The organism is Okeania sp., from assembly GCF_035285525.1.
Taxonomy (GTDB): domain Bacteria; phylum Cyanobacteriota; class Cyanobacteriia; order Cyanobacteriales; family Microcoleaceae; genus Trichodesmium.
In genome coordinates, this window is sequence record NZ_JAYKGW010000210.1 from 66,008 (window position 1) to 83,730 (window position 17,723).

The window sequence follows — 17,723 nt, forward strand, 5'->3', positions numbered from 1 at the left end:
GGGTTTGGCTATGCCGATGTGGTTTATCCATTTGAAAATTGCTGTCATAGAGCTAGAAGTTTTTTTTGTCAACCTTTTAATAAAAATTTTGACTTTTTTTAATATTTCTTTAAAGATTGATTGAGAAAACTTGTAGTTTTGTATACTATACTTAACGAAAATAAAGAAAGCTAACATTTTAAGATAGCAGGGATCTAGCTCTATTCAGTTATCAGTCATCAGTACCAAACTCAAAAAAAATAATATTGCTGAAAGCTGACTGCTGAAAGCTGACCGCTTCTTTAAAAAGATAAATAAAAAATATAAAATTTAAGAGGAAATTAAAAGTGGGTCAAAATCACTTTAATTCAACCAGACGGTACGATGCAGAAGCGATCGCCAACTATTACCAACGCCGTCTTTGGTTAGTAATCGGTCGATTGATAATTATAGTCTTTTCTTTTGCCAGCTTTCTCCTGGGAATTTTGTGGGACAAATGGCGATATCACAAAATTGAAGATACCCCCGAAAGAGCAACACAACTACGAAAAATCCTAACTAGCTTAGGACCAACATATATCAAAGTAGGTCAAGCACTATCGACAAGACCAGATTTAATTCGGAAAGACTTCTTAGAAGAACTAATAAAACTACAAGACCAATTACCACCTTTTGATAATAAAACAGCCATCTCAATTATAGAGACAGAGTTAGGCAAAAATATCAACCAAATATATAGCGAAATTTCTCCCAACCCAGTTGCAGCAGCTAGTCTAGGCCAAGTTTATCAGGCACGTCTTCAGACTGGCGAAAATGTCGCAGTAAAAGTTCAACGACCTAATTTACTACCGATCATAACTCTCGACTTATTCTTAATGCGGTGGACAGCAACTTGGTTAGCTCCCTGGTTGCCTCTCAATCTTGGCCATGATTTATCTCTCATTGTAGATGAATTTGGCACAAAACTATTTGAAGAAATCGACTATATAAACGAAGGACGTAATGCCGAAAGATTTGGCACCTATTTCGCAGATGACCCAAGTGTAAAAGTACCATCAATATATTGGCGTTATACTACTACCAATGTTTTGACCCTAGAATGGATTGATGGTCTGAAATTATTAGATACAAAAGAAATTCAAGCAGTAGGTCTTGATACAGATACTCTAATTACAGTGGGTGTAACTAGCGGTTTACGTCAGTTACTAGAATTTGGCTTTTTTCATGCAGACCCTCATCCTGGCAACTTATTTGCCTTAACAGATGGTCGAATGGCCTACATTGACTTTGGTATGATGGATCAACTTGAGCAAGAGACTAAAGAAACCTTGGTTGACTCAGTAATTCATTTGATTAATCAAGATTATCAGGATTTGGCTCAAGATTTTATTAAGTTAGGATTTTTAGCACCAGATGCTGATATTCAACCAATCATACCAGCTCTAGAAATAGTCCTGGGAGATATTATGGGTGAGAAAGTCAAGGATTTTAACTTTAAGACAATTACAGATAAATTCTCGGAATTAATGTATGAGTATCCTTTCCGAGTACCTGCTAAGTTTGCTCTAATTATTCGTTCTTTAGTTACTCAAGAAGGTTTAGCTCTTTCCCTAAATCCAGATTTTAGAATTGTAGATATAGCTTATCCTTATGTAGCAAGAAGATTATTAAAAGGTGAATCCCCTGCATTACGTCGTCGTTTGATTGAGGTATTGTTTAAAGATGGAAAGTTCCAGTGGCAAAGACTAGAAAATTTAATTGGTATAGCTCGAACAGACCAAAATTTTGATATACTGCCTACTGCCCAATTAGGTTTACAATACCTTTTGAGTGAAGAGGGTGAATTTCTGCGAAAACAATTAATACTAGCAATGGTAGAAGATGATCGGATTCACACAGAAGAAGTTAGTCGTCTGTGGGGTTTGATTCAAGATGATTTACAACCAAGTCGATTGTTTAATATGGCTCTGGGTGCCATAACAGAGTTTTCTACAGAAAAAGCTGCTACAATTATACCTTCTGTAATGGCAATGACAAATTCTCAACCAAGAAGTTAGGAGTCATTTCAGTTATCAAAAACAGTCTAGTAGGGTGCGTTTCCCTGCACGACATGAATGCTACCCATTCCTCACCGAAAGCGTAACGCACTTGTGGTTGGGTTTCGTCCCTCAACCCAACCTACATCTACTCGAAATAGGCGATGGCTTACATTTCATTAATGCACCCTACTGCATTGTTTTACCTAAAACTGTGCATGATTATTTGTCATTGGCTTTCGCTACGGGACATGAAAAGCGTAGCTTGGTGAAGCGCAAACGAATGTGTTTCTCTCCGCGACATGAATGCGGAGCATGGCCTCAGGAAAGCAATTTCATGCTAACTTCCTATTGCATCATTTAATATGATACTGGAGTTTTTCATCTAAAATAGTAGGGGAAAAAGATTGTGGTTGGGTTTCGTCCGTCAAGCCAAGCTACATCTACTCAAAATAGGCGATGGGTTACATTTCATTAATGCACCCTACTTGACTAAATAAATAATTGTTATAAATTTAAGGAAGTATTTTTTTGTGTACAATCTACCTCAACCTCCATATCTTTTAATCCTAGTTGGTTTGTTGATCAGTTCATCTTCAGGAGCAGTATTTGCTAAATTAATTAAGCAACTGGTTAAAGATTGGTCAAAAAATCCTGCTACTTGTAACATAACGCATAAGAGAGGACTAACATTACAAATTCCTTATTTAGGTGTTGCTAGTGGTGCATTAATTTTTTTATCATCAAGCTTGCAGTTATTTGGATTTACTAATTTAGTTGCCTATTCTATCTGTTTGCCTTTAACTATAGGAACTGGGTTAGTTGTTTGGATTCAACTTAGTAAAATTTTAGATAAGATGGAACAGGGTGCAAAGGAAGAGAATTAAAATAGATATTACTTCCTAGTTTCAAGAAATAGTAAAGATAATAACATAGCCAAAAATGACTAATACTATAGTTACAGGAGTAGGTGGATTTATTGGGTCTCATTTAGCAGAAACTCTCTTAAATCAAGGTAATCAGGTAATAGGAATAGACCAGTTTAATGATTACTATGACCCTGCTTTGAAGCGTCAGAATATTTCTCAATTTCAAGACCACCCTGATTTTCAACTAATAGAAAGTGATATTCAATCTTTAAATTGGTCAGAGTTACTCCAAGATGTAGATGTAGTTTACCATCAAGCTGCTCAAGCTGGAGTTCGTGCTAGTTGGGGTGAAGGTTTTCGTGCTTATACAGAACGTAATATCAATGCTACTCAAATAATTTTAGAAGCTGCTAAAGATGCTCCTAATTTAAAAAGATTGGTTTATGCTTCTACTTCTTCTGTATATGGTAATGCTGAAACTTTCCCCACTCCAGAAACTATTTGTCCTCAACCAGTATCTCCTTATGGAATTACTAAGTTAGCAGCAGAAAGATTGGGTAAGTTGTATCATCAAAATTTTGGTGTACCATGTGTATATTTACGCTACTTTACAGTCTATGGTCCCCGACAAAGACCTGATATGGCTTTTCATAAATTTTTTAAATGGATTTTGCAAGATGAACCAATTTCTATTTATGGAGATGGTCAGCAAACTAGAGACTTTACCTTTATTAGTGATGCAGTAGCAGCTAACTTAGCAGCAGGTAGAGTACCAGAAGCAGTCGGTGAGGTATTTAATGTAGGTGGAGGTAGTCGGGTAGTATTAGCAGAAGTTATTAATATGATGGAGGAAATAGTAGGCCATCCAATTAAGAGAAATTTTGTGGAAAAAGCTAGGGGAGATGCTCGTCATACCAGTGCTGATGTTTCTAAAGCTAAAGAAATTTTAGGTTATCAACCTCAGGTTTCTTTGAGAGAAGGGTTGCAAAAAGAGTGGGAATGGATTAAGTCTTTATATACCTAAACTTCCCCTTTGACAAAACGCCATAATATCGGCTTTAGAAAAGATAGGTCGAGTTGTTAACCTGAATTTACAGGGTGCAATCTCAATAAATTATTTAATTATCTCATAAATTTAATATTTTTTGATGTGATTCAGTGAGTTTAGATATATGTATGGGTTTAATGAATTTAGAATTCATGATTCAGTATCTCTTCTTTTTTATGAAAGCTTGCATAATGTAAAATGATGATTATTTTTTCTTCTTTCTTCTAAAACTTTTTAGCTTTATTTCCTTGGAATACTCATTCATTTACCAACTCTTCATAAAACCATATTAAGTTTTGCTAACTAATTCCAAGCTCTTACCTACAGTTGATTTTAGTAGAGTTTACATTTCCTTATATAGGGACAATATCTAATGCCAACCTACAGATATTCCTGTTTCTATTACATGTCTTTGAATACTTAACAGCGATCGGAAAATAGATATAGCTTTTATTGATGCGATACATACCAGTGAATTTGTTTTTTCCCAGTTTGAAATTGTTGTTTCTAAACTAGCTCCTAATGGAATTATTATACTAGATGATATCTATTTTTCTGAAGATATGAAGTATGCTTGGAAAACTATTGCACTTAGCGATCGCGTTAAAGCTAGTGCTGTTATTTATAATAGAATTGGTATTGTTGAACATAAGTAGTAAACTAACACATCTCCACTATTTTAAGTCTGTCACACCAGTAATAGACTGAGACACCTTAAATGGTTCTATAGTCGTAGGTTGGGTTGAGGGACGAAACCCAACATTAGTAAGGTGCGTGTTGGGTTTCACTATCGTTCTACAAAGACCTACATTTTAAGGTGTGTCAGTCCACGAAAAAAAAATATTTCCTTATATTCAATCCTCTCGGTTTTAACCAGAGATAATTATCAATTATCCATTAATAAATAAGCTTTGCTGAACCAAAAGTAACATTAAATTTCTCACACCAAACCACAACATTTGGGAAATTTTGCCAATTTATTCCCTCTGGAATGTCATAAAATTGTTCCCCTGTAAAACTTTTTAAATCTCCCAAACGAACATAATTTTCTGCTGTATAACTTTCGGGAACATTTTGTTTATGTAAAAGTAATCTTACTGCTGGACCTTCAATAGCAGAAAAATTTTCCGCTAACCGCACTTGAGTTTTACTTCCTACTTGAATAATTTGTGCTGTACCTTCTGTATCTTCTCCTGGAGTAATAGTTATAAATTCTCCCGAAGCTAAGACCTTATTTGTCTGTGCTAAAGTCGGATAATTGGAGATAGAAGCAACTAAAATTTCTGAGGATAAAGTTTGAGATTTTGAATCTGGGCAAACTTGTTTTTCCCAATCACATTTATATAAATGTTGTTGTTGCCAACTCAAAGGAATTTCAAGTAAATCTCGACTTCCGGTTATTCCTTGTCCTAAAAATATTATAACTGCCAAACAATTTAAAATCGTATGAACTTTCCGCCATTTGTGAGTTCTATCTCTATATATTTCCGGTACAATAGCTAAAGAAAAAATCATCAACATTGAAGCAATTATCCCATAATAAAAATGAGAAACTGCCCATTCATAATCCCTTCGAAAAACACCATCTTGAAAACCTAAAACTACAAGGCCAGTTCCAGTTAAAGTCGCAAATATGCCTCGCCATAATTTAGTCTTAGCTTTATAGAGAAATACGAGAGAAGCGAGGGTAGCAATAAAGATAATTACTATTAATATTGCTAAGATCGTATTTTCAGTTTTAAAATCTTTAAAAATACCTTTAAAATAAATTGAATAAGCAATAGCAACTAAACTTATTCCCACAACAGAACCAGTTAACCAATTACCTATTTTTCGATGTTCTGGTCCGACTACCGGAGGAATTTTACTTTTACCTTCCTCGGCAGTTTGTAACCTGCGTTGGCGAGTTTGCCAAGCGAGGTTTAGTACCATACCAATAATTGGGAATACTACCGCAACAGCTAAAGTTGGATGTATTAATCCTGCAATATCTTTTGGATTCATATTTGACCTTTTAGATATAACTTGACAACTATATTATTTAAGCAGATTAATTGAGAAGTTAAATTATTTTTTGCTGAGAATTGGCTAAAAATTAGATGTTGGGGGATTTTGGCAAGGTTAAAAATAGTTTAAAGGTATGAAATCATATATTTCGGTATTAAAACCAAAGTATTCTTCTAATTGAAAATTAGAGATGATAACTTCCAGAAAAAGAGTAAAGTATGTGAAAAATAAGAATGCAAAATCTGGCTTTAGATTCATTAAGAATTAAACAAATAATGTATCCACTCAATATTATGGGGTACTATTATAGCTGCCAAGACCAACCAAAGGGATTAAGAGAAGAGCGATCATAAATAATAGTTGCAAGAGAAAGAATTATTTCCTATTTGAGCAATGCGATGGCGTACATATTCAAAAAAACTTAATCCCAACTTACGGGTAGTAGAAACCAGGGACATAAAAGTATCCCAAGATGCATTCCCTTCAGTCGTCTGAGTTCCATAACTGATATCGCGTCTCCTGACCATAGTCCTAGCAGATAACTCCGCTGGGTTATTATGTAATGGTAATTCCGGATGCTCTAATACTAACAGCAACTCGGAAACTTTACTGGCAGTTAATCGTTTTTGTTCATCCAACTGCCGATCACCAGTCTGAGTCTCAAAAAGTCGAGAAAATTCAGAGCCTAATCTCTTAGCAGTTGAAGCAGTAATGTGACCACTAATTTTTCTGATTATCGTTTTTGTTTCATACCTCATATTCTACAACACTGTCTTTACTTTTTCTCTTCTTACCCCTATTTATTGAGCGGATACCAAATAATTCTTTTAATAACGTCTGAAAATGAGGGTGATGAAAGTGCTATTCAGTTTGAAGTAGCTATTAATCAAGGAATAGTTGAAATTATAGATTTTGACTCAGAAGCAGAAGCAGAAACATTTATCAACTATACTGCTAGAATTGATGATGGTGAGGCTGCAACTTGCGCGATCGCTGTTTGTCGAGAATGAGCGATCGCTACTGATGATAAAAGAGCAATACCATTTATTCAGCAGGAAGGACTCAATCTTCATATTTTTTCAACCCCAGAAATAATTATAGCAATGCATGAGGATGGTGAGGTACACTTAAGACCTACTGCAGTTCAGCCTTCGTTTGCTGTCACAACCACCGAAGGTTGTGTTACTAAAATTACTAAATAAAATTTTGTACCTCACGCGCGGGGTTGAAATTGCTGTAAACACTGGTCTGAGGAAAGAACAATTCACTTTTCACAACTATCTGAAGCTCTAAATGGAGTTGAAAAAAAAGGAAGATATTCACCTCCGAAAAGCGATCATTTCAGAAGTTGGTGGAAAAATCATTTAGCCATATAGAAATTATGAAACCAAGAATTTTATCCCTCTATTTTCTCATTTATTATTGACTTCCGAGTGATATAAGAAACGGAGTTTGTCATATAGAATCCGGTTAGTAGTGATTGCAACAATAGGAAGTAATCTCAGAGGTCTCGCGAGATTCCTTCCACGAGGGTTTGGAGACCAAACCCCTACCGGATTTGATATCAGTCCAGTACCTAGTCTGGTACTCTGCAAATAGACCTTTTTCAAAGTATTAACATCCCTAGATGAAATAGGAGGAGGTGCTGCCACCTGAGAATAATACATAACATCAGTTTTCTCGGGACTATGACCCCATATCCCCAAAGCATGACCAAACTCGTGACGAGCAGCAGCAGGCAAATATTTACCTACTTGCATCGGGCTCAACCAGATCACAAATTTATGAAATAAAACACCGTTTTCATCTTGATATAACTGATAGCGGGTTTCTGCGGAACGCGCTCTTAAATTTTCTAGTCTTAAGGGAGGTCGCTTGTTAAAAAAATTGATATCAGCAACTTCTGGGTTGTTTACCACTTCCAGAGGTAAATAAACATTCCATTCCCAAATCGCATCTATTACCGTCTTCACCCATTCACGAGATTTAGATTCATTATTATCATCAGATTCAATATAAACTTTAATCGGAAAGTGCGACCAAATTAGATAACCCACATCTTTAACTTCAATTTGATCAAAATAATCACCACTATTATTGGGGTCTTGCCATTGTGTCAAAGTTTCTGGTAGAGGATAATTTTTCAGAGGTGGTAAATCTTGAGGAGTAACTGCGGTAGTTGAAGTTGAAAACAAAAAATAGAAAGCTACCATCCAAATAGCAAAACCGAAAAAAAAGAACCGCCAAGAAACCGATACTATTTTGTTAGTAAACATTATATTTATATTGAGCTTACAGCAATTTCGGAGCCGCGTGAGGTACAAAATTTTATTTAGTAATTTTAGTAACACAACCTTCGGTGGTTATTACAGCAAACGAAGGCTGAACTGTAGTAGGTGTTAAGTGTACCTCACCATCCTCATACATTGCTATAATAAGTTGTTGACTTATTCCAATTCAAGTCCAGTAGGGTATGTTTTTGCGTTTCGCAAAGCTTCGCTCTATATGTCGCGCAGCGAAACGGCTAAGAACCGACATGAAACGCTGCGGGACATGAAAAGGGGCACTTCCGTAACGCATCACTATCAATTCAAAAATCACATAATAATTATCAAGCAATCATGGGGTGGGTTAAGTATTCCTATAAAGGTGGTGCGTTACGCTTCGCTAATGCGCCCTACTGGACTGTAAGCTTTTGTGCTGTATTATTAGTATTAACAGCCGTAGCACAAAAATAAATATGTTAAGGCTAAATGCAATTGATATGCTAAAGCTAAGGCTAGGTCTAATTAAGTCTTGTGGTTGAATCACCCCTATTTTAAAACTGGCATATCCCGACTCAAATTATTCAGTAAATTCAGGATCGATTTGCTGACATTTCTCTATATATTTATTAACATCACTAATCATTTTGCTTCCTACTTCAATAATTTTGTTTTTGTCTTTCGACTACCTAAATAGGACTAAAGCCATGAGGTACCAAAAACAGGGGTTTGAGATTGCTTCCCGACCGTCGTATCGGACGAACATACGTTGCAGTTGCATAAGTCCTGATTGAAATATATCATCTAAGTTTTTAGAGATACCAAATAGTTTCTATAAGCAAAGGTTGGCAGTATTAATTAAAAAATTCAACTACCAACCTTTTAAATCAGGACTTACGCATAATCGAGGAGTTTTGGTCATTTGAGATTGCTATCCTAACGGACTGCTTCGCAAACGCTCCTCGCGAGCAATGACAGAAATACGTTGGGCGTGCCTAAGTCCTATAAATTTTGCTTTGGTTTTAATTAAGGGATTAGTTTACCCTTCAGATGCAGTCTCAGTTTCCACCGCTTCCACATCTTCAGATTCTTCTGTCATTGCCAGAGTTTTTTCCTTCTCTAACTTCAACACCAAAATACCCAAAGGAGGCAAACATAAATCTAAGGAGTTGTGATAATTATGGAAGTACCAATCATCAGTCCACTTACCACCATAATTACCCATATTGCTACCACCATATTTACCAGCATCGCTATTAAATATTTCAGCATAGAATCCTGGTTCAGGTACACCAATGCGATAATGACTATGAGGTTGAGGAGTAAAATTACAAACCGTTACCACAAAATCGTCCCCATCTTTAGCGCGACGAATAAATGACACCACACTATGATTGTTATCACTACAATCTATCCATTGGAATCCTTCTTCGGTGCAATCTTGTTCATACAAAGCAGGATGAGAACGATACAAGTTATTCAAATCCCGGAAAAATCGCTTCATTCCTTGGTGAGCATCATGTTGAAGTAAATGCCATTCTAAATCACCCCAAACATCCCATTCACCCCATTGAGGAAACTCCATTCCCATAAACATTGTTTTCTTACCAGGGTGAGTAAACATATAAGCAAATAACGCCCGAACATTAGCAAACTTCTGCCAATCATCTCCAGGCATTTTACCCAACATATTGCTCTTACAATGTACCACCTCATCGTGAGAGAGAGCCAACATATAGTTCTCACTGTGGTGATACCAAATACTGAAAGTAACATTATTCTGGTGGAACTGACGGAACCAAGGATCCATTTCAAAATAGTCGAGCATATCGTGCATCCAACCCATGTTCCACTTGAGGTTGAAACCTAAACCACCAACATAGGTCGGCCAAGTAACCATTGGCCAAGCAGTCGATTCTTCAGCAATAGAAAGAACTCCTGGATAGTAACTAAAGAGTAAATGATTGAATTGACGGATGAAATCAGCGGCTTCAATGTATTCTACTCCTCCGTACTGATTAGCCATCCATTCACCATCTTCTCTCATATAGTTAAGGTAAACCATCGAAGCAACTGCATCTACCCTAACACCATCAATGTGATATTTGTCAAACCAGAAAAGAGCATTGGAAACTAAGAAGTTACGAACTTCATTACGACCATAGTCAAATACTAAAGTACCCCACTGTTTGTGTTCGCCTTTACGGACGTCTGGATGTTCATAGAGGTGAGTACCATCAAAGAAAGCTAAACCATGTCCATCTTTAGGAAAATGTCCGGGTACCCAGTCTACAATTACCCCTATACCATTTTCATGGCATTTATCGACAAAATACATGAAATCTTGAGCATTACCGTAGCGAGAGGTAGGGGCAAAAAATCCTGTAACTTGATAACCCCAGGAACCATCAAAAGGATGTTCTGCTATGGGCAACATTTCAATGTGGGTATAACCCAAATCTTTAACATAGGAAACTAGACGGTCTGCTAATTCTCGGTAGGTAAGAAAACGAGCATCTTGTTTAAGTTCCGAGACTTGAACTACACGTTCAGTTTCTCCACTAGGTAGTTTAGCTGGTTCGTCAGGACAAGCATGAATCCAAGAACCAAGGTGGCATTCATAGACAGAAATAGGTTGAGTAAGAGGGTCGGTATGACGACGTTTTTCCATCCATTCTTGGTCGTTCCAAGTATAGGAGTCTAGGTCAACTACAATGGAAGCTGTTTTGGGCCTTACTTCCTGTTGGTATCCATAAGGGTCACTTTTTTCGTAGATGTGTCCTTCCCAGTTTTTGACCTCATATTTGTAATGTTCTCCAGGGCCAATATCAGGAATAAATAATTCCCAAACTCCTGAGTGTCCTTTACGCATTTGGTGTTTACGACCGTCCCAATGGTTAAAATCGCCTAAAATTGAGACATTACGAGCATTAGGTGCCCAAAGAGCAAAATAAACTCCTTTTACTCCATCAATTTCAGCGATATGTGCCCCTAATTTTTCATAGATGCGGTGATGGTTTCCTTCCCCAAATAATTGTAGGTCAAAGTCTGTGAGTTTGGGAGAGCGAAAAGCGTAGGGGTCATAGATGACTCGTTCGTGTTCTCCTTCTTTAATTTTAAGTTGATAGTTGGCCAGTTCCGGAGTATCAATGACACATTCAAAGAAATGAGGGTGATGGACTGACTGCATTGAATGTTCTTGGCGGTCTATCGGGGAGATAACTGATACAGCTTCGGCATTGGGTTGGTAAGCTCGGATTACTGTCATGGTTTTACCATCTTGTTCTATTTGATGGGCACCCAGAACTTCAAAGGGGTCGTGATGATGGTTCCAAACTATTTGGTTAACTTGATCGGCAGAAATTGTCATTTTTGATGTTTGTTAAGAGTTAGTTAATAATCCCATAAAATGGGAAGGCTATGATAGTCGATGATGTTCGACTAGATAATTTTTCCAGATATTGGATCTACAGAGTTGATAGTTAAGAGGTAAAACAAAAATTCAACTTTTCTTTTTTACCATCAAAAGTGCTTCTGAAACAATTAATAGTTTTTTCAGAAGTTTTTCGTTTCATTAGATTAACATTATCTTTAGGTTCCAGACAGTGTAAAGTTCTAGGAATAGCTATTGCTCCAAGGCTTTCAGCGATCTAAAGGTTAGAAACTTTCTCTTGAGGAACTGTAGTGCTGTAAGCTTTTTCCCATAATGCTTTTCGTCAGATAAGCACATCATTCTTGAGAAGAAGTTTGTATTTTTCAGTTTAGGTTATTTAATCATTAACAGAACTTACGCAAAGGTACTATATGTAGAGTTAAAAACAATTTCACCAGGGCTTTAAGCGCTATATATAGGGTCGTCCCGTAAGCCCTGATTAAGATAATTTCAGTTAAATGTAAATGGAGGAGTATTTTAACTAGGACTAAAGCCATGAACGCTATTGGTAGGGTGCGTTACCCTACTTCGTCAGGGACGAATACTCCATATCTATTGCCTTTGCGTAAGTCCTGTTAACTTAAGCAATACAGTTTTTTTCACAAAACTGTAAATAAAATTTGGCAAGCTATCTAGGATTGGTATTGTCAAATGATAATTAAAATCAAGTAGAAGTATTTTTGTAAGCATTAGATATTTCCAGAAAAGAGGGAACGCTTAACTGGGAACAGAGAATAGGGAAGAATAATTGATAATTTCGTATGGGAGAATTGATTTGAATTTTTATTTTTGGAGATGTCTATTGAGCTATTAGCTGTCAGCTCTTCCTACGGAATGCGCTCGCATTCAGCAATAAGATTTTCTGCTTAAGAACGGTGTTTAAGTGAATGTAAATTTTAAAGTTGATTTTCTAGTCATGCTTTTCATTTCTCAATTAAATATTGCTTTTAGTGAGTGGTAAAAGCACTCTTTTGATAGCTGATCGCTGATGGCTGAATGCTTAGATAAAAACTATTATTTTTTTGATATAGGGGTTATTATTAAAATAAGTTAGTATAGTTTTTAAAAGTTTTGAATCTGAAATTTTTCCATAAAAATAGAAATAAAAATTATGCTCAAATATTCAATGTTTTCGAGGTAGATAAATATCAAAAATTAAAATTTGCATCTTAGTCAGAATTTACAACATATAATCAATTCAGAAATACTATAGCTATAAAAAATGATTTGTGAGAAAAAACTGTAGGGGTTGGAATAACAAACCCCTACTATAAAATCTTACAACTTATTTAGGATTACTATATTGTATTTTGTAATAATATAGATATTAGTATAGGTAAACTATAATGGTCGCAGTTAAAAATACATTTCCAACCCCAAACAGTAAGTCCACAAAACCTAATATTTCTGTTATATTAAAAAAATCAGTTCGTTCACAAACACAAAGAAAAAAAAATTTATCTGATGATAAATATGCTTCTCAAAAGAATAAAGACTTACAAACAACTCAAGCGCAAAATCCAACTCAAGTCATATCTTTACCTCAGTCTAAACCTCTCTGGTTAAAGTATCTGATGATGACACAATTTACTTCATCCATTGTCACGGTGCTATTAACAGGTACGAGTGTGGCCTTTTATGGCTTAACAATTTATGGCCAGTCTAAATGGACGACAGAATATCAAGAATTACAAGAACTTAGGGAAAAAGAACAGCAGCTAAATGTGGCGAATGAACTATTAAAAAATCAAATAGCTGAACAAGCATCAACCTTAGAGAGTGATTTACCTTCAGGAGATTCTGCCAAGAGAATATTCTTAGAGTCAGCACCTCCACGACCTGCTCCTAACCCCCCTCAACCTTATTTGGAGTCTGGTTCAAGTCATAAGTATATTTTTAAGACACCTGTGGGGTATTGAGTTTGAGGAGTGTGGGGATTGTGGGGTAATGGGGTAATGGGGTGATGGGGTGATGGGGTGATGGGGTGATGGGGTGATGGGGTGATGGGGTGATGGGGTGATGGGGTGATGGGGTGAAGTAAATATGAATAGGACTTAGGCAAAGAAACCCGGTTTCTACAGCAAATGTCTAGGAGAAACCGGGTTTCTAGGTTGGCATGGCTTTAGTCCTAATGAAAATAATTAACACCGTTCCGACTAATACTGAATCCCTTTGCGCTTGGGTAAGGTTCCCGATAAATTAGATACCAAACCCCGTTAGATAAAATCTTACAACCTATTCAGGATTGCTATAGCTGATAACGTAAGCATTTCTTGCGGAATGCGCTCGCAGTCAGCTCAAGGGCAATAAAAAAGAATACTTGCCATTCTTTTAACTTCTACTTTTTAACCATCAGGACTTACGCAGAAACTGGGTTTATCAAGAAAATCTCGTGATTTGAACTGAACCCAGAAACCCGGTACGAGCCTAGAAACCGGGTTTCTTTGCGTAAGTCCTAACCATACTTAGATTGTCAAACGATGTATATAGCAATGTGCGCACTTAATATTTACAAATTGCCGGAGTTGTCCAATAGATAAAAGCCTTATATTATCGGCGATTGATTCTTTCTGTTCCCTCCATACCTGTTCCCTGTTCCCTGGGCGCAGCGCTATATTTCTGGAAATTATAGAAAGCTGATAGCTAATAGCTAAATGCTTACCTGATAACTGATAACTAATAACTGATAACTAAAATGGATTCCCAACTTCGTCGTAGGTCTTTAAACAGAAAAAAAAGAAGAAATTTTAGTTCTTCTTTGAAAAATCAAAACCCAACAGATTCTATTAAAAACAATAGTCAAAAATCATTCTCAAAAATTTCTCAGGAACACCGGAAAAAATGTCGAGAATCTAGACTTTATAAAGTCTGGATAATTCTCATGTTAAGTTTAATAGGATTAATTATTAACCTATTTAGGTTACAAGTTTTGCAAGCCCAAAAATTACAAAAAATAGCTGAAAGTCAACAGACTACCAAATCAAATCCTTTCATTCCTAGACGGCCAATAGTTGATAGAAATGGCAATATTTTAGCAATTGATAAAATAGCATATACCCTCTATGTTCACCCCGTAATGTTTAACAAATCAAAACAAGAAGTTGCTGATAAATTATCAACTATTCTAGAAGGAACAAACTTGGAAAATACTCTAAATTCCAGTGACTTATTGCAAACATTCAATCAAAGAGAAACAGGCATAAAAATTGCCGACTTAATACCTCAAGAAACTGCCAATAAAATTACTAATTTATATATAGATGGTTTAGAATTAATTCAACACCCACAACGTCTCTATCCTCAGAAAGAATTAGTATCTGAAGTAGTTGGATATGTAGATGGAGAAAACAAAGGTCAAGCTGGTATTGAATATAGTCAACAAAATCTTTTAGAACGCTCCACAGATACAATCGAATTTCGGCGTTTAATTAAAGGTGTTTTAGTACCGGATAAATTAGCAACAGGTTTTTTACAATTAGATGACCTTTCCCTACATTTAACTATAGATTCTCGGTTACAACGAGCTGTACGAAAAATACTCAAAAAACAATTAGAAGAATATGAGGCTAAACGAGGCACTGTTATAGTAATGGATGCTGCTGATGGTTCCATATTGTCTATGGCATCAGAACCATCTTACGATCCCAATCAATACTATAACTATGATGTGAAATTGTTCAAAAATTGGGCTGTAACAGATGTTTATGAACCAGGTTCTACTTTTAAACCAATTAATGTTGCCCTCGCTTTGGAGGTAGGAGCGATTGAAGCAGATAGTATATTTTATGATACAGGTAGAATGAGAATCGGTACTTGGTCTATTTTTAATTCTGGTGGTGGGGGTGGTACGCGGACTGTAACTGAGATTATTCAACATTCTAGTAATATCGGTATGGTGAAAATTATTCAACAAATGCCACGAGAAGTTTTTTATGATGGTCTCAAACGTTTAGGATTAGAGGATATTACTGACACTGATTTACCTTTTGAAACTGCGAGCGTTTTGAAGGAGAGAAACCAGTTTTTAATGGTACCGGTAGAAGCAGCGACTACTGCTTTTGGTCAGGGGTTTTCTCTGACACCTCTGAAACTAGCACAACTTAATGCTGCTTTAGCAAATGGGGGAAAATTGGTGACTCCCCATGTTGTGCGTGGGTTGTTTGATAGCAAGGAACAACCATATTGGCAATTACCTTTGCCAAAACCGAAGCAGGTTTTTTCTGCTGATACCACGACAAAAGTTTTGGCAATGATGGAAAAGGTGGTGGAGAAGGGTACAGGTAAAAGAGCAAAACTTAGTGGATATCGCATTGGTGGCAAAACTGGTACGGCGCAAAAAGCTGCGGAAACTGGTGGTTATTCTGAGAATGCTAAAATTACAAGTTTTGTGGGGATTTTGCCTTTGGAGTCTCCTCGTTATGTGGTTTTGGCGGTTATTGATGAACCTGTGAGGGGTGATGGTGGCAGAGTAGCTGCTCCGGTTGTAAAATCAGTGATTAAGTCTTTGATTGATATTGAACAGATTCCTCCTTCATCAGTTAGGGAGTAGGATAATTAATTGATAATTAATAATTGATAATGGATAATTGATAATTACCTCTGGTTAAAACCGTGCTTGATTGAATATCAGGTGTAGGTTGGGTTGAGGCACGAAACCCAACAATAGTAGCAGTATAGTTTAGTAGTGAATTGTTTCATCTAAAACTGTGCAGAGCGATTTTCTCTCTATGTCTTCCTTGTCTAGAAACAATCAAAAAGTAATGCACCATTTTAGGTGTGTCATATCATGTCCGGTAGCATCGGAGCGTGTCTAGAATTAAGGTGAAAATAGCATAAAAGCTTCTGCCCTCAGCATAGCTGCCTTCTGCCTTCTTTCCACTAAAGTCTAATTATTCAACCGGACATTATATCAGTCCAGTAGGGTGCGTTACATTTCATGAACGGACTACCCATCCCTGGCGATGTAATATTTAGTGCTTTATGCTACCTAAGACCTCTCCCCCAACCCCTCTCCTGCGAGGAAAGGGGAGAAATACTCCCCCTTCCCGGCAAGGGAAGGGGGTTGGGGGGGTTAGGTTTGTTCACTTGCATTTTCAAGCTTGACGCACCCTACTGGATTGTTTCTATCGCGGGTAAGATGCTCCCACTACAAAATTTTCAATTTCTCCGAAATCTGCTGTACAATTTATGTTATAAATCAAGTAGATTTTAAACAATTAAAAGAATACTGAACTATGAAATAAATTACTTTAACTACCCCACAAGAAAAGTTGTTAGAAAAACTATTAAATACTGGCAAATATCATACAGGTCAATAAGCGATCGCTAAAGAATTTCAATTATTAGAAGAAGAGGAGGATGATATTGAATTACCCTCTTATTTTCAAGGTACTGAAAATACTAAAAAGTTATTAAAGGAAAAGATTAAAAAGTATGGAAAGGAATGAGAACAAAATAAGAATAAACCTATCGCTCCGGAAAGAGCAAGGTTATCAGCAGAATTTAAGCGATTCTGTGAAGAAACCCAAGCATTACAAGCAGATAATCCTTTAAATGATGAAGAAATTGCTGCTGAAGTTGAAGCTTATCGCAGAGGAAAATGAAGATTATTATTGACACCAATATCTTAATTTCTGCTGCTTTAGCTGATGGTAAACAGGAAACAATAATTAATTTTATTATTAGTAATTATGATTATGAGTTGATTTTATCATAGGAAATTTTAGCAGAATATAATGAAGTTTGACATGGAGAAAACCTGAAGCTTAGTGATACTAAAAAAACAGAATGGTTAAATTTAATTAGAGATAGTACCAAATTAATTGAAGTTAATCTTGCAACTTTAAAAGAGACCCTAAAGATGCTAAATTTATCGCTTTGGCAATGGTAAGTGAGGCGGTTTTTTTGATTACAGGAGATAAAGATTTTAGTGAAATGACAGAATTACCAAAAACAGTTATTATTTCAGTGTCTTTATTCTATGATTTATTTATAAATTAGGAATAGAATTAGGCAGAGGGAAAGATTCCAACCCAGAAACCCCGTTTCTCTGAGAAACCGGGTTCCTTTGCGTTTAGTCCGTTTCAC

10 protein-coding genes and 2 pseudogenes are annotated in these 17,723 nt (G+C 36.3%); 8 read left to right on the forward strand and 4 right to left on the reverse strand.

Translation table 11 applies throughout. The features are described from left to right. The first annotated feature begins 326 nt into the window (after positions 1-326). The 4 genes and pseudogenes from VKJ25_RS19940 to VKJ25_RS19955 form a co-directional block, all read left to right on the forward strand. Complete coding sequence (locus VKJ25_RS19940; RefSeq protein ID WP_324238387.1) at positions 327-2,036, forward strand: ABC1 kinase family protein; 1,710 nt, start codon at positions 327-329, stop codon at positions 2,034-2,036. 512 nt (positions 2,037-2,548) lie between these two features. Beyond that, positions 2,549-2,902: a hypothetical protein gene (locus VKJ25_RS19945; protein WP_324238388.1), complete on the forward strand. Its 354-nt coding sequence runs from the start codon at positions 2,549-2,551 to the stop codon at positions 2,900-2,902. A gap of 55 nt (positions 2,903-2,957) precedes the next feature. After that, positions 2,958-3,908, forward strand: a complete 951-nt coding sequence (locus VKJ25_RS19950) for an NAD-dependent epimerase/dehydratase family protein (protein ID WP_324238389.1) — start codon at positions 2,958-2,960, stop codon at positions 3,906-3,908. Positions 3,909-4,369: 461 nt separating this feature from the next. Further along, positions 4,370-4,468, forward strand: a pseudogene (locus VKJ25_RS19955) (class I SAM-dependent methyltransferase); the annotation flags it as partial. A 361-nt stretch (positions 4,469-4,829) separates the two neighbouring features. Here VKJ25_RS19955 and VKJ25_RS19960 read toward each other — a convergent pair. Beyond that, complete coding sequence (locus VKJ25_RS19960) at positions 4,830-5,936, reverse strand: DM13 domain-containing protein (protein ID WP_324238390.1); 1,107 nt, start codon at positions 5,934-5,936, stop codon at positions 4,830-4,832. A 350-nt stretch (positions 5,937-6,286) separates the two neighbouring features. Further along, positions 6,287-6,697: a hypothetical protein gene (locus tag VKJ25_RS19965; RefSeq protein WP_324238391.1), complete on the reverse strand. Its 411-nt coding sequence runs from the start codon at positions 6,695-6,697 to the stop codon at positions 6,287-6,289. Between the two features lie 45 nt (positions 6,698-6,742). Between VKJ25_RS19965 and VKJ25_RS19970 the strand changes: the two genes are divergently transcribed. Beyond that, positions 6,743-6,949 carry a hypothetical protein gene (locus VKJ25_RS19970; RefSeq protein ID WP_324238392.1) on the forward strand — a complete coding sequence of 69 codons (207 nt, stop codon included), beginning with the start codon at positions 6,743-6,745 and terminating at the stop codon, positions 6,947-6,949. Positions 6,950-7,351: 402 nt separating this feature from the next. Here the strand turns inward: VKJ25_RS19970 and VKJ25_RS19975 are convergent, their stop codons facing one another. Together VKJ25_RS19975 and glgB are read right to left on the reverse strand one after the other, a co-directional pair. Beyond that, a complete protein-coding gene (locus tag VKJ25_RS19975; protein ID WP_324238393.1) occupies positions 7,352-8,215 on the reverse strand; it encodes a peptidase in 864 nt (287 codons plus the stop codon). A gap of 1,027 nt (positions 8,216-9,242) precedes the next feature. Next, positions 9,243-11,573: a 1,4-alpha-glucan branching enzyme gene (gene glgB, locus VKJ25_RS19980; RefSeq protein ID WP_324238394.1), complete on the reverse strand. Its 2,331-nt coding sequence runs from the start codon at positions 11,571-11,573 to the stop codon at positions 9,243-9,245. A gap of 1,409 nt (positions 11,574-12,982) precedes the next feature. On the opposite strand from glgB, the gene VKJ25_RS19985 reads away from it, so the two are divergent. The 3 genes and pseudogenes from VKJ25_RS19985 to VKJ25_RS24735 form a co-directional block, all read left to right on the forward strand. Then, positions 12,983-13,555 (forward strand): hypothetical protein, encoded by a 573-nt coding sequence (locus VKJ25_RS19985; RefSeq protein WP_324238395.1) that lies wholly within the window; start codon positions 12,983-12,985, stop codon positions 13,553-13,555. A gap of 776 nt (positions 13,556-14,331) precedes the next feature. Continuing rightward, positions 14,332-16,185 carry a peptidoglycan D,D-transpeptidase FtsI family protein gene (locus tag VKJ25_RS19990; RefSeq protein ID WP_324238396.1) on the forward strand — a complete coding sequence of 618 codons (1,854 nt, stop codon included), beginning with the start codon at positions 14,332-14,334 and terminating at the stop codon, positions 16,183-16,185. A 1,301-nt stretch (positions 16,186-17,486) separates the two neighbouring features. Next, positions 17,487-17,636: pseudogene (locus VKJ25_RS24735) on the forward strand (hypothetical protein); the annotation flags it as partial. Positions 17,637-17,723 lie beyond the last annotated feature (87 nt).